This is a genomic window from Rhizobium sp. SU303 (genome assembly GCF_021052345.1).
Classification (GTDB): Bacteria; Pseudomonadota; Alphaproteobacteria; order Rhizobiales; family Rhizobiaceae; genus Rhizobium; species Rhizobium laguerreae.
Genome location: NZ_CP088095.1, coordinates 1,122,687 through 1,142,039, shown reverse-complemented (window position 1 = coordinate 1,142,039; position 19,353 = coordinate 1,122,687). Strand labels below are relative to the sequence as shown.

Here is a 19,353-nt window from a genome sequence, read left to right as displayed (position 1 = left end):
GGTCCGGCGGGTTTGCCCCGCTCGTTTGATGGGTTCACTATGCCAAACGGCTTTCAAAAAACGCCTAAAATGCATGATTAATTTGAGACAAACAAAGTGCAAACACTTGGTAAAATTGGATTTTCGTTAAACATCGGACTCCCTGTGAATTAAGGATTTTCGAGCGGATTTTACGAAAGATTCAGATTTGAAAATAAAGGGATTGTTCATCATGAAATCAGCAGGCGATCTCTTTGGAAGCTGGACGAACGGCTTTTTCTCGCGTTTTTCAGCTGGCCAGCATGATAGCGATTGACCCTGTTTACCTTTACGTTTGCGTCAGTTATTTTCGCGATCAAGGACATCGTGGAGGAAAAGATGATCCGCAGCTTCGTTCTCGCCGGCGCCATAACAGTCATCGCGGGTATCGCGCATGCCGAAGAGCCGATCGTCGGCAACTGGAAGACGGCCGCCGGTGATACGGCGGTGATCGCATCCTGCGGCGGCAGTTACTGCGTGACGCTGAAGACCGGTAAATATGCCGGCCGGAAGATCGGCACGCTTGCGGGAACCGGCGGCAGCTATGCCGGCGAGATCACCGACCCGGCCGCCGAGAAGACCTATAGCGGCTCGGGCAAGATTTCCGGCAATTCGCTGAGGATGCAGGGCTGCGTGATGAAGATCCTCTGCAAGTCGCAGACCTGGACGCGGCTCTGAAGCCATAAGGCGCCCGCGCAACGATCATCCCAAACCGAGAAGCATGCCAACGCGACGGCATGCTTCGAAGCCCTTTGCGGCCTTCTCTGTCAAGCCGTCCGGCGAAGCCGAACAGTCGAACTGGGCCCGGCGCCTCCCTACAAATCCCCTCCGCAACCTGGCCGAGCCTGCCCAGCAAGCTGAACGGCTGATGAACCGGCATCTCAGCACTCGTTCAGCCATCGCATGGCAAAACTCTTGTCACGATAGAGTTGCATATCGGGGATAAGGGGATGAACATCTATATTCTGGCAAGACGCTTTAGCATCATCACGCTGTTTGCGGCGATCTTCGCGATCACCTTTTCGGCAGTCGTGGTGCACGAAGGCGGCGGCGGGGCGCAGTCGCATTTCGGGGCGAGCTATACCTGCCTGGAGAGAAACGGCACCTTCTGCGCGCCCACGGTGCGGTGACTTAAAGCGCATCGTACGATGCGCTTTAAGTCTTTGGTTATGCATGTCGTTGTCTCAAAACCGCTGGGTACGTTGGGCGACAGGCATTCGCACCAGATGCGGAATAGGATAAAAAATCGGAATCCGCCGGCGCGCGTCGTTTGCTTGTCAAGAACAACTCTCTATAATGTGTCATGAACAAACGAATCCCCCCTTTGTTGCCCCTCGACATTTCCTCTCCACCGCCTTTCCAGCCTGAGAGTTTCGATGATCCCGCCAAGGCGGTCGAGGCGCTGACGGCGCTTTACGAGCGCAATACGGCGTTTCTCATCCAGAGCTTCGCCGAACTCGCACAGGGCTCGCCGATCTCCTCGCGCTACCGCGCTTTTTATCCGCAGGTCAGCATCGAGACGACAAGCTTCGGCCATGTCGATTCGCGGCTTTCCTATGGTCATGTCACGGCACCCGGCATCTACACGACGACCGTCACCCGGCCGAAGCTCTTCAAGCATTACCTGAAAGAGCAGCTGGCGCTCTTGATGAAGAGCCACAATGTTCCTGTCATCGTCTCGGAATCGACGACGCCGATCCCCTTGCACTTCGCCTTCGGCGAGGGTGCGCATGTGGAAGCATCGACCAACGCCTTCATCGACGTTCCGATGCGCGATATCTTCGACACACCCGATCTCAACACCACCGACGACGAGATTGCCAACGGCGAATATATCCCGCCGCCGGGAGAGCCCTCGCCGCTTGCGCCATTTACCGCGCAACGCATCGACTACTCGCTCGCCCGACTGTCGCATTATACGGCGACTCATGCCGAGCATTTCCAGAATTTCGTGCTGTTTACGAATTACCAGTTCTATATCGACGAATTCTGCAGCTGGGCGCGCAAGCTGATGGCGGAGGACGGCGACGGCTATACTGCCTTCGTCGAGCCCGGCAATGTCGTCACCCTGCCCGGCTCGAACGCGCCGGAAACGGATTCCGCCCTCACCCGCCTGCCACAGATGCCGGCCTACCATCTGAAGAAGAAGGGCCATGCCGGGATCACCATGATCAATATCGGCGTCGGCCCCTCCAACGCTAAGACGATCACCGACCACGTCGCCGTGCTGCGCCCGCATGCCTGGCTGATGCTCGGCCATTGCGCCGGGCTACGCAACAGCCAGCGGCTCGGCGACTATGTTCTCGCCCATGCCTATATGCGCGAGGACCATGTTCTCGACGACGACCTGCCGGTCTGGGTGCCGATCCCGGCGCTGGCCGAAGTGCAGGTGGCGCTCGAAGCCGCCGTTGCCGAAATCACCGGCTATGAGGGTTTCGAGCTGAAGCGCATCATGCGCACCGGTACCGTCGGCACGATCGACAACCGCAACTGGGAACTGCGCGACCAGCGCGGGCCGGTGAAGCGGCTCTCCCAGGCGCGCGCAATCGCGCTCGACATGGAATCGGCAACGATCGCCGCCAACGGCTTCCGCTTCCGCGTGCCCTATGGCACGCTGCTCTGCGTCTCCGACAAGCCGCTGCACGGCGAATTGAAACTGCCGGGCATGGCAACGGCCTTCTACCGCACGCAGGTCAACCAGCACCTGCAGATCGGCATCCGCGCCGTCCAGAAGCTTGCCGCCATGCCTAAGGAAGCGCTGCATTCGCGCAAGCTGCGCAGCTTCTTCGAGACGGCCTTCCAATAGGCCGTTTCCTCATCTGCCCGTCACGACAGACGCCGAGCCCTCGGCCAGCACCTGCGGCCTACCGGCGGCAAGATTCAGCCCTGATATCAGCAGGGTGAAGGCCACCACGACGAAAGCGATGCGCAGGAGAACCTTCAGCACATCGGCATCGTCGAGTACTACCAGCTGACGCTTCTCGTGGCGACGTGCCCAGATCTGGCTTGCCAGAGCGATTTCAAGAATGCTCATTTCCATTCTCCTCGACAGGTTTCGATGAAGCCTTGTCGAGTGCTGCCTTGCTATTTCGACACCTCGTCCGCACATTTTTTTTTCGCGGCGCTGTCGAAATGCATGCAGGTCGTTCGTCCATGTTTATGGGAACAGGGCAAGGAGGCTGCCGCGATGAAATATCTCTGTCAGGTCTGGTTCGATAGCGGGATACTCGACGCCATGACGCAAGAGGAGAAGACCGAACTCGACACCAATTCCTTGAATTATGACAAGGACCTCGTCGAAAGCGGGCATATGATCGTCGCCCAGGCCCTGCAACCGCCGAAATCGGCGGTGACCTTACGGGTGCGCAATGGCGAGATGTCGGTGACGGACGGTCCCTTCGCCGAGACGAAGGAGGCGCTCGGCGGCTTCATCCTGATCGAGGCCAAGGATCTCAACGAAGCGATCCGCGTTGCCGCCGGCATCCCGCTCGCCAGGTTCGGCGCGATCGAAGTACGGCCAATCCACGAATTCGGAGCTAAATGAGGAGAGACCAATGAAATTTCTATGCCAGATCTGGTTCGACACGGAAAAAAGCAAGCTGGTCCCTCAGACCGAATGGGATGCGCTCACACAGGAGTGCATCACCAGCGACAATCGCTGGCGCGAGAGCGGTCATCTGCTGGTGGCGCTCGCCTTGCATGAACCGTCAACGGCGATCACGGTCCGCCTGCGCAATGGCGAAGCCTTTGCGACCGATGGCCCATTTGCCGAAATCAAAGAGCACCTCGGCGGTTTTTTGCTGATCGAAGCCGAGACTATCGAGGAGGCGAAGACGATCGTGTCGAGTTTTCCGATCCTCAAATATTGCTCGATCGAAGTGCGCCCGACTTACTCCATTGAGGATGGGAAATAGCGATGCGCTACATCTGCCTGATTTATAACAGCACCGACACGGACGGAACGCTGACGCCTGATGAAACCGCCGAACTTATCAAAGCGCATTTCGCTTTCGATGAGGAGTTGAGCCGCGAAGGCATCATGATCCACTCCGATGCCTTGGAGATGCCTGACACGGCGACCGTGCTGCGCGTTCGCAACAACACGCTCTCCGCCACGGACGGTCCCTATGTCGAAACGAAGGAGCATCTGGCCGGCTTCTACGTCATCGAGGCGCCCGACATGGTCAAGGCAAAAGAGATCGCCGGGCGAATCCCATCGGCCCGTTACGGCGCGGTCGAACTGAGGCCCGTGCGGACGCTGACCCTGCCAGACTGAGGTGCCTGATTGGAAAGCGTCATCGAAGAAATCTACCGAACTCAGTCGCGCCGGGTGCTGGCGACGCTGATCCGTCTGCTCGGCGATTTCGACCGGGCGGAGGAGGCGCTTCACGACGCCTTTGCCGCGGCCGCACGGACGTGGCCGGCGGACGGCATTCCCGGCAATCCAGTCGGCTGGCTCGTTTCGACGGGGCGCTTCAAGGCGATCGATACGCTGCGACGGCGGGCACGTTTCGATGCTTCGCAACATCACATCGAAGACAGCCTCTATACGCCCGACGCAACGGAGCTCGGCGACATGGAACCGATCGAGGACGACATGCTGCGGCTGATCTTCACCTGCTGCCACCCGCTCATCCCGGCCGATGCGCAGATGGCGATGGCGCTGAGGGAAATCTGCGGGCTGACCACCGAAGAGATCGCCCATGCCTTCCTCATTCCTGCGCCGACGGTGGCCCAGCGGATCGTGCGCGCCAAAGGCAGGATCCGGGCGGCGAAGATCCCCTACGAGGTGCCGGGCCGCGAGGCGCTGCCGCCGCGACTCGACCGGGTGCTGCACGTCATCTACCTCGTCTTCAACGAGGGCTATTCGGCCTCTTCGGGCGAGGAGGTGGTCCGCGCCGACCTGACCGCAGAAGCGATCCGTCTGGCACGACTGCTTCTGGCGCTGCTGCCGCATCCCGACGTCTCCGGCCTGCTGGCCTTGATGCTGCTGCAGGATTCCCGCCGCACCGCCCGCCGTGTCGGAGACGGATCGCTGGTGCTGCTTGCCGATCAGGACCGCTCGCTCTGGGATCATGCGAAGATTACGGAAGGCCTGGCGCTGCTCGCCGCGGCGATGGAAGCGGGAGAGATCGGCACCTATACGCTGCAGGCGGCGATCGCCGCCGAGCATGCCAGGGCGCCGGCTGCCGAAGAGACCGACTGGCGGCGGATCGCCTTCTATTACGATCTGCTGCTGGCGGCGCAGCCCTCTCCAATCGTCGAGCTCAACCGCGCCGTGGCGATTGCGATGGCCGAAGGGCCAGCGAAGGGGCTGGACCTGATCGATAGCATTCTGGGACGCCGGGAGCTGCAGGCCTATCACCTCGTCCATTCGGCGCGCGCCGATTTCCTGCGCCGTCTCGGCCGGAGGCAAGAGGCGATCGCGGCCTATCAAACGGCGCTGTCGCTCTGCCGGCAGGAGCCGGAGCAGGCGTTTCTGAGAAAGCGGATTTCAGAGCTTGCCACGACGTCCGAGCGGTAGTGAGATCGCAGTTCCCGTCAGCGCCGAGACAATGATCAGCAAGTGGGCATTGACGCTCGCCTGCGCCAGCGCGGCCAGGGCCAGCCGCTCGCTCGAGGCGCCCAACGCGATGGCGCCGGCGGTGATGCCGGCCGGATAGGTGCCGACGCCGCCTGGCGCATGCATCGGCAGCACGGAGGAGAGCTCGCCGCCGAGCGCGCCGCCGAAGCTTGCCGCCATCGGCAGCACCCCCATCAGGCCGAGCGCCCAGGCAAGCACCATCACCTTCACCAGCCAGTTGACGATGGTCATCGCCCAGGCACGCGCAAAGGCGACGGCATCGAGCGGCAAGCCGTTTTCGATCTCGGCGACAAATTTCTGCGCCTTCTTCGGCAGCAGCCTGGCGGCCAGGCGCAGCAGCGGCTTGCGGGCGGCGAAGGCCGCGACCGGCAGCAGCAGGAAGGCGGCCCAGAGCGACCACGCAAGAGCTGCATTCGCGGCAGCGATCGCAAAGCCGATGCCGGCGGCGGCCAGAAGCGCGTGCAGGTCGAGCAACCGCATGACGAACAGCGCCGAGGTCCCGCGCGTCAGCGGAATGCCGAATTCGGTGCGCATCAACAGCGGAAAGCTGGTTTCGCCGGTTCGGAAAGGCAGCATGATGTTCAGGAGATTATGGATCTGCGTGACGCGGAAGAGGGTCGCAAACCGGCCGGCCGTTTCCTTCGGAAAATAATCATAGATGCGCCAGGTGCGCAGGAAATAGGTGCTCGTCAGCAGTACGAGCGCAGCGATCACGGGACCCGCGCCGACATCGGCCCATTGGCTGATGATGACGGGCCAACCCCAGAACCATTGGATGAAGAGGCCATAGGCTGCGACAATGACGACCGTCAGAACGGTCATGCGATTGCGCATAAACCAGGACTGCCGGCTTTCAACGATCGAACTCTTCATGTAGTAGGCATTCCTCGCTTGGCGTCGGCATAGGCCTCGGTTCCGTCGCCAGGCGTTTTAGGAGAAATGAAGGTTGCGCACAACGGCGGAGTTGCCGGCGACGGCGGCGAGATCGCCTTAAGGCCGACGATCCCCGCGGACGACCGAAAAATAACAACGCCTTGCCGGCCTGACCTGGAGATCGATGTTGGAGCGCATTACCAGAAGCATTACGAGCGCAAGCCTGTTTCTGGCAGTCTATTTCCTGCTGAACATCGCGCTCCGCATCGCATTGCCTCATACGCTCGATCTCGACGAGGCGGAGCAATCCTTCTACTCGCAGTACTTGCTTGCCGGCTACGGCCCGCAGCCGCCCTTCTACAACTGGATCCAATATGCCATCGTTTCGGTGACCGGCATATCGATGTGGGTGCTCTCGGTGCCGAAGAACATCATTCTCTTCGGCTGCTATCTCTTCTACGGACTTGCTGCCCGCGAGGTGCTGAAGAACCGTTCGCTCGCAGCCGTCGCCATGCTGAGCCTAATTACCCTGCCGCAGGTCGGCCTGATGGCGCAGCGCGAACTGACCCATACGGTTGCCCTGCTGTTTGCGACCTCGCTCTTCCTCTTCGGTTTTTTCCGCACGCTGCGCCAGCCGACGATCTGGAGCTATCTGATCATCGGCATAGCCACCGGCATCGGGCTCATCTCGAAGTATAATTTCGCCATCCTGCCATTTGCCGCCCTTATCGCCGTGCTGCCAGAGCGGGAATGGCGCAGCCGTCTTATCGACTGGCGTTTGCTGCCGGCGGCCGTGCTCGCCATTCTGATCGTGCTGCCGCATGCGCTCTGGCTGCCTGACAATCTCGCCAGTGCCTCTGCGCCGACGCTGGAGCGGATGACCGCCGAAGACTTGGCCCCCGCCGGCCTGCCCCGCGTCGGGCAAGGGCTGCTGTCTCTCGTGATCGCCGTCCTCGGCTTCGTCGCACTGCCGATCGTTCTCATCGCTGCCGCCTTCCGGCGCGACTTTTTTCGCGCGCTCTCCACCACTAGCCCGATGATCCGGGTGATCGAGCGGATGATGGTCATCAGCCTGCTCGCCTTCGTCGGTGTCGTCCTCTTCGCCGGTGCGAGCGATATCCACGAGCGCTGGCTCGACCCCTGCCTGCTCGTCCTGCTGATTTATCTGTTCCTGAAACTGGAAACCGCAGACCTCGATCTGTCCGCCGGCCTTTCACGCTTCCGGCCCGTGGTGCCGGTCTTCATGGTCGTCATCCTGTCGATCCTTCTCTTCCGGATCGTCGGCATTCAATATATCGGCACTTACACGAGAACGAATGTACCCTTTTCCGGCTACGTGGCTGAATTGACCGCGACCCGCAAGCCGGTTCTCATCGTGGCGGGAACCAAGTTCGTTGCCGGCAACATGCGCCTGAGATTTCCCGACGTTCCCGTGGTGATCCCGTTCTTCCCCGGACCCGGGGTTCCCGAATATGCTGACGCAAAGGGGCCGGTGCTGGTTATCTGGCGCGGCGAGACCGCAGATGATCCGACAATTTCCCCCGGCTTTGCCAATGACCTCGTGAGATCGGGCATTCACCTGCAAGAGTTGAAGACGCTGACGCTGCCCTATCTCTTCGGTGACGGCAAACGCAGCTTCTCCATTGGCTACTCCTGGGTGGAAGGCGGCGCGAAATAGCGCCCCGGAAGATCCGCCGATTGCGGGAAACCGGCATTGCCCGCTGGCAACCGGCGGACACTTCATGTAGTAGCCTTCCGCAAGTGCGGCGGCGGCATTAAAAATTGCTCGGCCGTCCGGCCTTTTGGAGATGAAAGTTGCAGACAACCGTAGAGCCCATTCGCGGTACGAATGATCCGGTACAATCGCTCGAACTGTCGCTGGTCGTGCCCATTTTCAACGAAGAGCAAAGCGTCGGCCCGCTTGTCGAGCGTGTCGCGGCCGCGATGGTCAGCTACCCCCATCGCTGGGAGCTGATCCTCGTCGATGACGGCAGCACGGATGCGACGCTCGTCAACGCCCGCCAGTATGTCGGACGCGAGGGGCTGGCGCTCAGGATCGTCGAACTGCAGCGCAACTTCGGCCAGACTGCCGCCATGCAGGCCGGCATCGATACCGCCCGTGGCCGCCTGATCGCGACGATGGACGGCGACCTGCAAAACGATCCGAAGGACATTCCTTCGATGGTCTCCGAGTTGGAACGGCGTGAACTCGACCTCTTGGTCGGCTGGCGCAAGAACCGCAAGGATGGTCTGTTCCTGCGCAAGATCCCCTCCTGGTGCGCCAACTACCTGATCGGCCGCATCACCGGCGTCAAGCTGCATGATTACGGCTGCAGCCTGAAGATCTACCGTGCCTCGATCATCAAGCAGGTGAAGTTGATGGGCGAGATGCACCGCTTCATCCCCGCATGGGTCGCCGGGGTCGTGCCGAGCTCGCGCATCGGCGAGATGGCCGTTACCCACCATGCCCGCGAGCACGGCGTCTCGAAATACGGTATTTCGCGCACCTTTCGCGTCATCCTCGATCTGCTGTCAGTGATGTTCTTCATGCGCTACAAGGCGCGGCCGGGGCATTTCTTTGGTTCGCTGGGTCTCGGCCTCGGCGCGCTCGCCATGCTGATCCTGCTCTATCTCAGCTTCGACAAGTTCATCCTGGGCAACGACATCGGCACGCGACCGATGCTGATGGTCGGCGTCGTGCTGCTGCTGTCGTCGGTGCAGATGATCACCACCGGCATCCTGGCGGAAATGATCGCGCGCACTTATTACCGCGACGATGCCTCTCCGAATTATATCGTGCGGCAGATCTTCGACGATCAAAGCCAAGCCTAAGCCGGCAGCACGATGCTGGAGCGCGCGACGAGGACGATCAAAACCGCGGGCCTGCTGCTTGCAGCCTATTTCGTGCTCAACATCGTGCTGCGCATCGTCCTTCCGCATTCGCTGGAGCTCGACGAGGCGGAGCAATCCTTCTTCTCGCAATATCTGCTGGCGGGCTACGGCCCGCAGCCGCCCTTCTACAACTGGATGCAATATGCCGTCGTTTCGGTGACGGGCATGTCGATCGGCGCGCTCATCGTTCCGAAGAACATCCTGCTGTTCCTGTCCTATCTCTTCTATGGCCTTGCCGGGCGGCGCGCGCTGAAGGACGAGGCGCTTGCCGCGGTCGGCATGCTGGCGCTGATCACCCTGCCTCAGGTCTCCTACATGGCCCAGCAGGATCTGACCCACACGACGGCGCTGCTCTTTGCCAGCTCGCTGTTTCTCTACGGCTTCTTCCGCACGCTCGACCGGCCCGATATGGCGAGCTACCTGCTGCTCGGGCTTGCGACCGGCATCGGGCTGATCTCGAAATATAACTTCGCGCTGATGCCTGTCGTCGCCTTGCTCGCCATCCTGCCCGATGCCGAATGGCGACGCCGGGCGCTCGACTGGCGCATGCTGGCAGCGATCACTGTTGCGCTCGTCATCGTCCTGCCGCACGCGGTCTGGCTGCAGGGCAATCTCGCATTCGCCTCCTCCGACACTCTGGTCAAGATGGCCGCCGGCAGCGAACCCGCCGGCGCCGTGCGGATTGGCAAAGGGCTTGTCGCCTTTCTCGTCGCCATCATCGCCTTTGCGGCGCTGCCGGTGGTGATCTTCGCTGCCACCTTCCGCCGGGATTTCGTCCGGGCGCTCTCGGCGGGCAACCGCTGGACCGGGATGATGGCGCGGATGATGCTCGCAAGCCTCGCCGGCATCGCTTTGATCGTGCTGTTGACCGGCTCGACAACTGTTCGCGAGCGCTGGCTCGACCCCTTCCTGCTGGTTCTGCCGATCTACTTCCTTGCGAAAATGCAGGCCGCCGGGCTCGACCTTTCCACAGGACTCCGCCGTTTCCGGCCGGTATTGCCGGTGCTGATGGCCTGCGTGCTGATCGCCCTCGGCTTCCGCGTCGTCGGCGCCGGACTAATTGGCACTTACAGCCGGCCGAATGTGCCGATGGCGGGTTTTTCGCGCGAGATGACGCGACAGGCGCAACCGGCGCTGGTGATCGCTTCCGACACTTATATCGGCGGAAACATGCGGCTGCAATTTCCCGATGTGCCGGTGGTGATCCCGGATTTTCCGGCACCGGGCATTCCGGCCTATGCCGAGGCCAAGGGGCCGGTGCTGATCGTCTGGCGCGGCAAGAAGACGGCGACGGCTGCCGATGCGATCATGCCCGAGCGGTTTTCATCGGCGCTGACGGCGGCTGATATCGCGCTGCAGGAGATCGGCTCGCTATCGCTTCCTTATTATTTCGGCCGCCAGAGCGACAATTTCGCGCTCGGCTACGCCTGGGTTCGGCCGGAGACCAAATAGAATGACCGAGAGCAGCCGTCGCGACATCAGTTGGATCTTCGTTCTGCTGGCAGCCTACTTCGCGCTCCAGGTCGGCGTGCGGCTCGCAACCTCGCATTCGCTCGATCTCGATGAGGCCGAACAGGCCTTCCGCTCGCAATGGCTTGCCGCCGGCTACGGCCCGCAGCCGCCCTTCTACAACTGGCTGCAATACACCGTCTTCCGGTTTGCCGGCGTCTCGCTGACCGCGCTTTCTATCGTGAAGAACCTTCTGCTGTTCAGCTCCTACGTGCTCTACGGCCTGACCGCGCGGCTTATCCTGCGCGACAAGGCGCTGGTGGCGATCGCCACGCTCGGGCTGCTGACAATCCCGCAGATGGCTTTCGAGATGCAGCGCGACCTGACGCACACGGTCGCGGTGTTCTTCTCGGCCAGCATCTTCTTCTACGGCTTTATCCGCAGCCTGAAGCAGCCGAGCCTTGCCTCCTATCTGATCGCAGGCATCGGCATCGGTTTCGGCCTGCTTGCCAAGTATAATTTCGCGATCCTGCCGGCGGCAGCCCTGATCGCCGCGCTTTCGGATGCGCGGCTGCGGCCGCGGATCTTCGACTGGCGGCTGGTGCTGACGGCGGCGGTGGCGCTCGTCATCACCCTGCCGCATCTCTTCTGGCTGAAGGACAATCTCGATTTCGCCACCGCACGCACCCTGGAGAAGATGACCGCGAGCGGCGATGCGAGCTATCTCACGCAGGTCGCCATGGGCGTCAGTTCGCTCGCCCTCGCCACCATCAGCTTTGCCGCATTGACCGTGGCGGTGTTCGCGCTCGTCTTCGGCAAGGGCCTTCGCCCGGCGCTCGCCTCCCGTTCGGAATGGACGCGACTTCTCGAGCGGATGATGCTCATCTTCTTCGCCGGCATTCTGTTTCTGATCGTCTTCGGCGGTGCGGCCGGCATCAAGGATCGCTGGCTGGTGCCGATGCTCGTCATCCTGCCGCTCTATTTCTGCCTGAAGATCGAGGCCGCAGGCGTCACGGCAGACAGGGCGTTCCGGCGGTTTATACCCATCCTCGCCGTGATCATGATCGGCGTGCCGGCGGCCCTCTATGGAAGCGTTGCAACTGCACGCTTTACCGGTCATTACGAGCGGCTGAACAGGCCGTACGCCGACATGCTGGAAACTTTGCGCAAACAGGCCGAACCGGCCGCGATCCTTGCCGACGACAGCCTGCTTGCCGGCAATCTCAGGCAGGATATTCCCGGTGTGCCGATCCTCTCCGTGGACTATCCCGGCTTCAACCCGGATCTTACCAGCCGGCGACCGCTTCTCCTGGTGTGGCTCCTGCCGCAAAAAAGGGGTAACGAAGGGCTTCCGCCGGCCATGGCTCAATGGCTGCAGACCAATCTCGGCGTGTCCGCACCCGAGACGTCGGTGATCAACGTGCCCTATTTCTATGCGCGCGGCGACGACACCTATCGTTTCGGCTATGCCTGGGTCAACCAGCCAGGCTGAGCACAATCAGGATTTCAGCTCCTTCCAGGCCAAATCCAGCGCCAGCCTGGTAATCCTCGCCATCTCGTCCACCTCGGCGTGGCTGATGACGAGAGGCGGCGAGGCGAGCATGCGGTCGCCGGTGGCGCGTAGCACCAGACCGTTCGCCAGCGCGTGATTGCGCACCAGCGCACCGACCTGATCGGGCTTGGCATAACGGGTGCGGGTGCTCTTCTCGGCGGCAAGCTGCACGCCGCCCATCAGGCCGATGCTGACGGCTTCGCCGACCAGATCATGGTCTGCCAGCGCTGCCCAGGCCCTACCGAAGTAGGGGCCGATATCGTCGCGCACGCGTTCGACCAGTCTTTCCGCTTCGATGATGCGCAGGTTCTCGAGGGCTGCGGCGGCGCAGACCGGGTGGCCGGAATAGGTGAAGCCGTGATTGAAGTCGCCGACCTCGTTGATCAGCACATCGGCGATGCGATCGCTGACGAGCACGCCGCCGATCGGGAGGTAGCCAGAGGAAAGCCCCTTGGCGATCGGCGCCAGATCGGGTTCGACGCCGAAATACTGGTGGCCGAACCAGGCGCCCAGACGGCCGAAACCGCAGATCACCTCGTCGGTCACCAGCAGGATATTGCGCGCCTTGCAGATGCGGTCGATCTCCGGCCAGTAGGTCTCGGGCGGGATGATGACGCCGGCAGCCCCCTGCACCGGCTCGGCGACGAAGGCGGCGACATTCTCCTCGCCGAGTTCGTCGATCTTGGCTTCGAGCTCGCGGGCGACCTTGAGACCGAATGCGGCGGGTGAGAGATCGCCGCCCTCGCCGTACCAATAGGGCTGACCGATATGGACGATGCCCGGGATCGGCAGGTCGCCTTGCTCATGCATGTATTTCATGCCGCCGAGGCTGGCGCCGGCGACGGTCGAACCGTGATAGCCGTTCTTCCTCGATATGACGATCTTCTTCGACGGCTTGCCGACGGCGCTCCAGTAGACCCGGGCCATACGAAACCAGGTGTCGTTCGCCTCCGAACCGGAGCCGGTGAAGAAGATATGGTTGAAACGCTCGCCGGCATGGGAAGTGACTTTCTGCGCAAGCAGCGTCGCCGGCATCGAGGTCGTGCCGAAGAAGGTGTTGTAATAGGGCAGCTCGTTCATCTGCCTGGTGGCGGCATCGGCGATCTCCCGGCGGCCATAGCCGATATTGACGCACCAGAGGCCGGCGAAGCCATCGAGATATTTCCTGCCGTGATTGTCGAAGATGTAGACGCCCTCGCCGCGCTGGATGATACGCGCGCCCTCGGCATTCAGCTTCTTCATGTCGGCGAAGGGGTGCAGGTGGTGCGCGGCGTCGATCGCGGCAAGATTCGAGGGTGGGTAAGTATCGGGCATGATTGGTAAAGACCCTCGCGGATTGAAAGGCTGATGTCGATGGGATAGGAGCTTGGCCTTGTCCCGGAGGATTTTCAAGGTCATGGCGAGCGACAGGGTGGACGGCAAGGCCGAGGGCGGCGACCCGCGTTTCGAGATCCTGATCGTCGGCATGAACGGCGACCTGCGCGGCAAGCAGCTTCCGCCCGGCGCCGAAGACAAGGTCTGGGCCGGTGACATCCGCCTGCCGACCTCGACGCAATCGCTCGACATCTGGGGCGACGACAATGACGATATCACCGGCCTGTCGCTGACGATCGGCGATCCCGACGGCAAAGTCATCCCCGACCGGCGCAGCCTGGCGCCGATGCCCTGGGCGCCCGAGGGTTCGATGCAGGTGCTCGCCACCATGCACGAATTCGACGGCAGCCCGAGCTTCATGGATCCCCGTGCCATCCTCACCTCGGTGGTCGAGCGCTATGCGGCGCGCGGGCTGACGCCCGTCGTCGCCACCGAGTTGGAATTTTACGTGATGTCGGGAGACTGGCGCGAGACCGGACGCCCCTGCCCGCCGAAAAGCCTCACCTATCGCGGCGAACCAAACGGTTTCCAGCTCTACGACATGAGCGCCGTCGACGCGCTCGATGGCTATTTGCAGACGCTGAGGGCCTATGCGAAGGCGCAGAACCTGCCGGCGGATGCGACGACGGCGGAATTCGGGCCGGGCCAGTTCGAGGTCAACCTGCTGCACCGCGCGGATGCGCTGGCAGCCGCCGACGATTGCCTCTATCTCAAGCGTATCGCCGAACAGGCGGCGCGCCGACACGGGCTGAAATCGACCTGCATGGCCAAGCCCTATTCCGAACATGCCGGCTCCGGCCTGCATGTGCATGCGAGCATCATCGACGGGCAAGGCCGCAACATCCTCGATGCCAAGGGCGGCGAACCGAAGCTACTCAAATCGGTGATATCAGGCCTGCTCGATACCATGCGCGCGGCGCAGCTGATCTTCGCCCCCTTTGCCAATTCCTACCGCCGCTTCCAGCCGGGCTCGTTTGCGCCTGTCGATCTGACCTGGGGCAGCGGCCATCGCGGCACGGCGATCCGCATCCCCGACAAGGATGGCCCGGCGGCACGCATCGAACACCGCGTCGCCGGCGCCGACGCCAATCCTTATCTGCTGCTGGCAGCGATCCTCGGCGGCATGCTCGCCGGTCTCGATGGCGAACTCGACCCGGGCGAAGAGACGACGCCCTCGCACATACCTGCGAATACGACGCGACTGACGCATGATTTCCTCAGCGCCGTCGACACCTTCCGCACCTCGCCCTTCATCGCCGATATCTTCGGTGCGCGTTATCAGGCGCTCTATGGCGACACCAAGCGCAAGGAAGCGCTTGCGCATCTGCGCACGGTCTCGGATTTCGACTACCGCACTTATCTGCCGCGGCTCTGAAATTACGCTGCGCCGACTTATGCAGCCGGCCGACTTACGCAGCGGGCTCGCGGCGTTCGTCCGCATTCACTTGAGCGGCGAGCCCCTGTTTGACGAGAACCTTCAATTCGCCCGGATGCAGCCGGATCGAGACGTCGCGTTCGAGCGGCAGCAACTCGCCGTCCATGACGCAATTGGCCTTGGAGCGCAGTTTCGGGAAATGCAGGTGCACTTCGGCCGGATGCATCACCATGACATCGGCATTCTCCCGGACCTTGCCGCGCAGCATGTCGATGGCGAGACGGGCGACACCGAGGGGTTTCAAGGGATTTGCCGTATAGAATCCGAGCTCGCCGCTTCTCAAATTATCGGCATAGAGCAGCGCGTTCTCGCCGAAGGGATTGTTGGAGACTGAGATCGCCGACACCCTGCGGCGCTCGCGCATGCCGATCGCCTCGAACTCGACCTCGAATTCCGGCGGGTTGAAGATGACGCCCAAAGCCGCCTTCGTGCTCGCCCGTATTTTGCCCAGTCGGGACCGATAGCTGTAGGCGTTGCGGTAGCGCACCATACGGGCATGCAGGCCGGCGGAAAACTGGTGGATGAAGGGCCGACCGTTGGCGCTGGCGATATCGACATTGTCGACCTCGCCGGAGGCAAGCACATCGAGCGCCTGCCAGATATCGAGCGGCACACGCAGCGAGCGGGCAAAGAGGTTCATCGTGCCGGCGGGCACGACGCCGAGCGCAATTCCGTTCTTCCAGGCAATCGATGCCGCCGCCGAAATCGTGCCGTCGCCGCCGCCGGCGACGATGCCGTCGATATCATCGCGCTTGGCCGCCCGCTCCATGGCAGGAACGATTTCCTTTCCTGAGAAGACGATGGCGTCGAAATCGTGCCCCGCTTCGCGGAAAGCCGTCTCCGCCCTTTTTTCATAGGCCAGCATGTCGGTGGTCTTGAAGGTCCCGCCGTCGCGATTGAAAAAGCCTACAAGCTTCATAAGAGCTCCCGTCCCTGGCGCGGAAATGCTCCTGCCTTGCCCCTGAGATGGTTGCGGTATCGCCGATTTCAAGCGCAACCTTCTTTCCTGACAAAGGGCAGAAATGCAAAAATTGCAATAGACGTATGCACATAGCAGGACGCTGCACTGCAAAAAATGCACTCGACGGCAGCCCAGGCCTCACGGATAGATGGTCTACCGGAGACATCGTCTCCACCTCCCGCCATTTCCACCGATCGGCTTGCGGCCGCGCCTGCGCCAGAGGCCATTGCCAAGCAGAAACCGCCTCGAGGAGCTCTCGTGAGTGAGATTGCCGCCAATATTTCAGTCGATAGCCAGAACTCCATTGATAGCCAGGATGACGCGCTGCCATCGGCAATGACCGTGGCGCTGGTTCAGCTGGCGCTCGCCTGCGGCGGCTTCGGCATCGGCACCGGCGAATTCGCGATCATGGGATTGCTGCCCAATGTCGCCGAGACCTTCTCGGTCACGACGCCGCAAGCCGGTTACGTCATCAGCGCCTATGCGCTCGGCGTCGTCGTCGGCGCACCCGTCATTGCCGTGCTCGCCGCGAAGATGGCGCGCCGCACGCTGCTTTTGACCCTGATGCTGATCTTTGCCGCCGGCAACATATCAAGCGCCATGGCGCCGACCTTCGAAAGCTTCACGCTGCTGCGCTTCGTCAGCGGCCTGCCGCATGGCGCTTATTTCGGCGTCGCGGCCCTTGTCGCCGCCTCGATGGTGCCGGCGCATCGCCGAGCCCGCGCCGTCGGCCGCGTCATGCTCGGCCTGACCGTTGCGACACTTCTCGGCACGCCGTTGACGACCTTCTTCGGCCAGTCGCTCGACTGGCAGGTGGCGTTTTTCTCGGTCGGCGTGCTCGGCCTGCTGACGGTGGCGCTGATCTGGTTCTACGTTCCGAAGGACAGGGTTTCCGCGGAAGCGGGCTTCCTTCGCGAACTCGGCGCCTTCCGCCGGCCGCAGGTGTGGCTGACGCTCGGCATCGCCGCCGTCGGTTACGGCGGCATGTTCGCAATGTTCAGCTATATCGCCTCGACGACGACTGAGGTGGCGATGCTGCCGGAAACGGCGGTCCCGATCATGCTGGTCCTCTTCGGCGTCGGCATGAATGCAGGCAATTTCATCGGCTCGTGGCTCGCCGACAAATCGCTGCTCGGCACGATCGGCGGGTCGCTCATTTATAATATCGTCGTCCTGACCACCTTCTCGCTGACCGCCGCCAATCCCTATTTGCTCGGCCTCTCCGTCTTCCTCGTCGGCTGCGGCTTTGCCGCCGGCCCGGCGCTGCAGACGCGGCTGATGGATGTCGCCGCCGACGCGCAGACGCTTGCGGCCGCTTCCAACCATTCCGCCTTCAACATCGCCAATGCGATCGGCGCCTGGCTCGGCGGCCTGGTTATCGCCGGCGGTTACGGTTTTGCGGCGACCGGTTATGTCGGCGCGGCGCTGTCCTTTCTCGGCCTCTTCGTCTTTGCAGCCTCGCTACGCCTCGAGCGCCGCGACCGGAGCGCGCAGGCCGTCTGAGGCCAAGCGCAGCTCGCGGCCTTCCGGGCTGCAGAAGACATAATCGTCACCCCATGCGGCCAACGCCTGGATGACAGGCTTCAGCGTCATGCCGAGCGGCGTCATTGCATATTCGACCCTCGGCGGCACGACCGGATAGACGGTGCGTGATACCAGGCCGGACTCTTCCAGTTCACGCAGCTGCTTGGTCAGCATGCGCTGGGTCACGGCCGGCAGCTTGCGCCGCAATTCGTTGAAGCGGAGGGTTCCTTGCATCAGATGAAACAGGATCACGCCCTTCCACTTCCCGTCGAGGTAAGTCAGCGTCGCTTCGACCGGGCAGCCGGGGAAATTCTGGACGAGCTTGGCGCGCGGCAATGACATTTTACAGTATCCTTTTGGGTACTACGTACAGAATTTGTGCATTCTTGCGTTGTCAGAACTTAGTGCGCATCTAGCTTCCGTGCAACGAACACAGGAGCTTCCCATGCGCGCCGTCGCCTATAAAACGCCCCAACCGATCTCCGCCGAAACCTCGCTGATCGATGTCGAGCTGCCGATGCCGGAGGCTGGGGGCCACGACCTGCTCGTCGAAATCAAAGCCGTTTCGGTCAATCCCGTCGACGTGAAGGTGCGCGCCCATTCCGCACCACCCGTGGACGAACTCAAGGTGCTCGGCTGGGATGCCGCCGGCATCGTCAAGGCCATCGGCGCCGATGTCACTCTGTTCAGGCCGGGCGACGAGGTGTTCTACTCCGGGGTCATCAGCCGCCCGGGCAGCAATGCCGAATTCCATCTCGTCGACGAGCGTATCGTCGGCGCCAAACCGAAGAGCCTCGATTTCGCGGCCGCGGCCGCCCTGCCGCTGACCTCGATTACGGCCTACGAAGCGCTGTTCGACCGGCTGAAGGTGCAGGACGCGGTTTCGGGAGCGGCACGATCCATCCTGATCATCGGCGGCGCCGGCGGGGTCGGCTCGATCGCCATTCAGATCGCCCGGGCACTGACCGACCTGACGGTGATCGCCACGGCCTCGCGGCCGGAAACGCAGGACTGGGTGAAGGAACTCGGCGCGCATCACGTCGTCGACCATTCCAAACCGATCGCGCCGCAGGTGGCAGCGCTCGGCATCGGCGCGCCGGGATTCATATTCTCGACCACCAATACCGACAGTCATATCGGCGACATCGTCGAAGCGATTGCGCCGCAGGGCCGCTTCGCGCTGATCGACGATCCTAAGACGCTCGATATCGTACCCTTCAAGCGCAAGGCCGTCTCCGTTCATTGGGAGCTGATGTTCACCCGCCCGCTCTACGGCACGCCTGACATGATCGAGCAGCACAAGCTGCTGAACAAGATTTCCGAGCTCGTCGACGGCGGAAAGATCCGCACCACGCTTTCAGAGATCGTCGGGCCGATCAATGCGGTGAACCTCAAGACGGCGCATGCCATGGTCGAAAGCGGCAGGATGAAGGGCAAGGCGGTGCTTGCAGGATTCTGAGATCGCAGCCGGCAGGCCGGTATTCTGGGACCCCCAAGATCATACAAACCATACCCGCCTGGAATGCCGCATCGTGGGGTGCGGCATTCTGGCGTTAAGCATTTATCCCGCTTGACTTTTTCCGCGTCCGGGACCACCTAGCATCCACGTGGATGACGCTCGTCAGCCACGGATTTCAACGGAGCCATCATAACGATGCCAAGCGACAGTAGCAGTCGATTGCCTTTGCCGT

The 19,353-nt window shown here is 62.0% G+C and carries 19 protein-coding genes; 14 read left to right on the top strand and 5 right to left on the bottom strand.

What is annotated here, in order from left to right; translation table 11 throughout:
• Positions 1 to 357 precede the first annotated feature (357 nt).
• The 3 genes from RlegSU303_RS05750 (at position 358) to RlegSU303_RS05740 (ending at position 2,824) form a co-directional block, all read left to right on the top strand.
• The gene (locus RlegSU303_RS05750) at positions 358 to 696 is read left to right on the top strand and encodes a DUF2147 domain-containing protein (protein ID WP_113547143.1); all 339 of its coding nucleotides are present in this window, start codon (positions 358 to 360) and stop codon (positions 694 to 696) included.
• Positions 697 to 968: 272 nt separating this feature from the next.
• Entirely contained in the window at positions 969 to 1,148 is a 180-nt protein-coding gene (locus tag RlegSU303_RS05745) for a hypothetical protein (RefSeq protein WP_027685326.1), read from the top strand.
• 173 nt (positions 1,149 to 1,321) lie between these two features.
• The gene (locus RlegSU303_RS05740) at positions 1,322 to 2,824 is read left to right on the top strand and encodes an AMP nucleosidase (protein WP_231283571.1); all 1,503 of its coding nucleotides are present in this window, start codon (positions 1,322 to 1,324) and stop codon (positions 2,822 to 2,824) included.
• A 9-nt stretch (positions 2,825 to 2,833) separates the two neighbouring features.
• On the opposite strand, the gene RlegSU303_RS05735 is transcribed toward RlegSU303_RS05740, so the two are convergent.
• The gene (locus RlegSU303_RS05735) at positions 2,834 to 3,052 is read right to left on the bottom strand and encodes a hypothetical protein (RefSeq protein ID WP_221967860.1); all 219 of its coding nucleotides are present in this window, start codon (positions 3,050 to 3,052) and stop codon (positions 2,834 to 2,836) included.
• Between the two features lie 153 nt (positions 3,053 to 3,205).
• On the opposite strand from RlegSU303_RS05735, the gene RlegSU303_RS05730 reads away from it, so the two are divergent.
• The 4 genes from RlegSU303_RS05730 to RlegSU303_RS05715 are packed head-to-tail and all read left to right on the top strand — an operon-like array spanning position 3,206 to position 5,542.
• Complete coding sequence (locus RlegSU303_RS05730; protein WP_094086346.1) at positions 3,206 to 3,562, top strand: YciI family protein; 357 nt, start codon at positions 3,206 to 3,208, stop codon at positions 3,560 to 3,562.
• A gap of 10 nt (positions 3,563 to 3,572) precedes the next feature.
• Entirely contained in the window at positions 3,573 to 3,932 is a 360-nt protein-coding gene (locus tag RlegSU303_RS05725; RefSeq protein WP_017959729.1) for a YciI family protein, read from the top strand.
• Positions 3,933 to 3,934: 2 nt separating this feature from the next.
• Positions 3,935 to 4,294: a YciI family protein gene (locus tag RlegSU303_RS05720; RefSeq protein ID WP_020049276.1), complete on the top strand. Its 360-nt coding sequence runs from the start codon at positions 3,935 to 3,937 to the stop codon at positions 4,292 to 4,294.
• Between the two features lie 9 nt (positions 4,295 to 4,303).
• Positions 4,304 to 5,542: an RNA polymerase sigma factor gene (locus RlegSU303_RS05715; RefSeq protein ID WP_131621960.1), complete on the top strand. Its 1,239-nt coding sequence runs from the start codon at positions 4,304 to 4,306 to the stop codon at positions 5,540 to 5,542.
• Here the strand turns inward: RlegSU303_RS05715 and RlegSU303_RS05710 are convergent.
• Positions 5,513 to 6,475 carry a lysylphosphatidylglycerol synthase domain-containing protein gene (locus tag RlegSU303_RS05710; protein WP_017959726.1) on the bottom strand — a complete coding sequence of 321 codons (963 nt, stop codon included), beginning with the start codon at positions 6,473 to 6,475 and terminating at the stop codon, positions 5,513 to 5,515. The two genes, RlegSU303_RS05715 and RlegSU303_RS05710, sit on opposite strands and share 30 nt — an antisense overlap.
• A gap of 184 nt (positions 6,476 to 6,659) precedes the next feature.
• Here RlegSU303_RS05710 and RlegSU303_RS05705 point away from each other — a divergent pair, with 184 nt between their 5' ends.
• The 4 genes from RlegSU303_RS05705 to RlegSU303_RS05690 all read left to right on the top strand — a co-directional run bounded on the left by RlegSU303_RS05705 (position 6,660) and on the right by RlegSU303_RS05690 (position 12,308).
• Positions 6,660 to 8,153: an ArnT family glycosyltransferase gene (locus tag RlegSU303_RS05705; protein ID WP_017959725.1), complete on the top strand. Its 1,494-nt coding sequence runs from the start codon at positions 6,660 to 6,662 to the stop codon at positions 8,151 to 8,153.
• A gap of 137 nt (positions 8,154 to 8,290) precedes the next feature.
• Entirely contained in the window at positions 8,291 to 9,307 is a 1,017-nt protein-coding gene (locus RlegSU303_RS05700; protein ID WP_017959724.1) for a glycosyltransferase family 2 protein, read from the top strand.
• A gap of 12 nt (positions 9,308 to 9,319) precedes the next feature.
• Positions 9,320 to 10,819 carry an ArnT family glycosyltransferase gene (locus tag RlegSU303_RS05695; protein ID WP_131629199.1) on the top strand — a complete coding sequence of 500 codons (1,500 nt, stop codon included), beginning with the start codon at positions 9,320 to 9,322 and terminating at the stop codon, positions 10,817 to 10,819.
• Position 10,820: 1 nt separating this feature from the next.
• Complete coding sequence (locus tag RlegSU303_RS05690; protein WP_231283570.1) at positions 10,821 to 12,308, top strand: ArnT family glycosyltransferase; 1,488 nt, start codon at positions 10,821 to 10,823, stop codon at positions 12,306 to 12,308.
• 6 nt (positions 12,309 to 12,314) lie between these two features.
• Here the strand turns inward: RlegSU303_RS05690 and RlegSU303_RS05685 are convergent, their stop codons facing one another.
• Positions 12,315 to 13,682, bottom strand: coding sequence for an aspartate aminotransferase family protein (locus RlegSU303_RS05685; RefSeq protein WP_231283569.1), 1,368 nt, complete (start codon positions 13,680 to 13,682; stop codon positions 12,315 to 12,317).
• An 82-nt stretch (positions 13,683 to 13,764) separates the two neighbouring features.
• On the opposite strand from RlegSU303_RS05685, the gene RlegSU303_RS05680 reads away from it, so the two are divergent.
• Positions 13,765 to 15,117, top strand: a complete 1,353-nt coding sequence (locus RlegSU303_RS05680) for a glutamine synthetase family protein (protein ID WP_131622091.1) — start codon at positions 13,765 to 13,767, stop codon at positions 15,115 to 15,117.
• Between the two features lie 34 nt (positions 15,118 to 15,151).
• Here RlegSU303_RS05680 and RlegSU303_RS05675 read toward each other — a convergent pair whose 3' ends face one another.
• Positions 15,152 to 16,096: a diacylglycerol/lipid kinase family protein gene (locus tag RlegSU303_RS05675; protein WP_011651163.1), complete on the bottom strand. Its 945-nt coding sequence runs from the start codon at positions 16,094 to 16,096 to the stop codon at positions 15,152 to 15,154.
• Positions 16,097 to 16,396: 300 nt separating this feature from the next.
• On the opposite strand from RlegSU303_RS05675, the gene RlegSU303_RS05670 reads away from it, so the two are divergent.
• Complete coding sequence (locus RlegSU303_RS05670; protein ID WP_231283568.1) at positions 16,397 to 17,641, top strand: MFS transporter; 1,245 nt, start codon at positions 16,397 to 16,399, stop codon at positions 17,639 to 17,641.
• On the opposite strand, the gene RlegSU303_RS05665 is transcribed toward RlegSU303_RS05670, so the two are convergent.
• A complete protein-coding gene (locus RlegSU303_RS05665) occupies positions 17,600 to 18,004 on the bottom strand; it encodes a winged helix-turn-helix transcriptional regulator (protein WP_020049265.1) in 405 nt (134 codons plus the stop codon). The genes RlegSU303_RS05670 and RlegSU303_RS05665 overlap by 42 nt on opposite strands.
• Before the next feature lie 103 nt (positions 18,005 to 18,107).
• Between RlegSU303_RS05665 and RlegSU303_RS05660 the strand changes: the two genes are divergently transcribed.
• Positions 18,108 to 19,121, top strand: coding sequence for a zinc-binding alcohol dehydrogenase family protein (locus RlegSU303_RS05660; RefSeq protein WP_231283567.1), 1,014 nt, complete (start codon positions 18,108 to 18,110; stop codon positions 19,119 to 19,121).
• The last annotated feature ends 232 nt before the right edge of the window (positions 19,122 to 19,353 follow it).

Excerpts from the sequence above, each read along its gene's own strand:
- RlegSU303_RS05735 (WP_221967860.1), bottom strand. The coding sequence starts at position 3,052 with ATGAGCATTCTTGAAATCGCTCTGGCAAGCCAGATCTGGGCACGTCGC.
- RlegSU303_RS05685 (WP_231283569.1), bottom strand. The coding sequence starts at position 13,682 with ATGCCCGATACTTACCCACCCTCGAATCTTGCCGCGATCGACGCCGCG.
- RlegSU303_RS05665 (WP_020049265.1), bottom strand. The coding sequence starts at position 18,004 with ATGTCATTGCCGCGCGCCAAGCTCGTCCAGAATTTCCCCGGCTGCCCG.
- RlegSU303_RS05695 (WP_131629199.1), top strand. The coding sequence starts at position 9,320 with ATGCTGGAGCGCGCGACGAGGACGATCAAAACCGCGGGCCTGCTGCTT.
- RlegSU303_RS05740 (WP_231283571.1), top strand. The coding sequence starts at position 1,322 with ATGAACAAACGAATCCCCCCTTTGTTGCCCCTCGACATTTCCTCTCCA.
- RlegSU303_RS05750 (WP_113547143.1), top strand. The coding sequence starts at position 358 with ATGATCCGCAGCTTCGTTCTCGCCGGCGCCATAACAGTCATCGCGGGT.
- RlegSU303_RS05660 (WP_231283567.1), top strand. The coding sequence starts at position 18,108 with ATGCGCGCCGTCGCCTATAAAACGCCCCAACCGATCTCCGCCGAAACC.
- RlegSU303_RS05730 (WP_094086346.1), top strand. The coding sequence starts at position 3,206 with ATGAAATATCTCTGTCAGGTCTGGTTCGATAGCGGGATACTCGACGCC.
- RlegSU303_RS05725 (WP_017959729.1), top strand. The coding sequence starts at position 3,573 with ATGAAATTTCTATGCCAGATCTGGTTCGACACGGAAAAAAGCAAGCTG.
- RlegSU303_RS05675 (WP_011651163.1), bottom strand. The coding sequence starts at position 16,096 with ATGAAGCTTGTAGGCTTTTTCAATCGCGACGGCGGGACCTTCAAGACC.
- RlegSU303_RS05690 (WP_231283570.1), top strand. The coding sequence starts at position 10,821 with ATGACCGAGAGCAGCCGTCGCGACATCAGTTGGATCTTCGTTCTGCTG.
- RlegSU303_RS05705 (WP_017959725.1), top strand. The coding sequence starts at position 6,660 with ATGTTGGAGCGCATTACCAGAAGCATTACGAGCGCAAGCCTGTTTCTG.
- RlegSU303_RS05710 (WP_017959726.1), bottom strand. The coding sequence starts at position 6,475 with ATGAAGAGTTCGATCGTTGAAAGCCGGCAGTCCTGGTTTATGCGCAAT.
- RlegSU303_RS05745 (WP_027685326.1), top strand. The coding sequence starts at position 969 with ATGAACATCTATATTCTGGCAAGACGCTTTAGCATCATCACGCTGTTT.
- RlegSU303_RS05720 (WP_020049276.1), top strand. The coding sequence starts at position 3,935 with ATGCGCTACATCTGCCTGATTTATAACAGCACCGACACGGACGGAACG.
- RlegSU303_RS05680 (WP_131622091.1), top strand. The coding sequence starts at position 13,765 with ATGGCGAGCGACAGGGTGGACGGCAAGGCCGAGGGCGGCGACCCGCGT.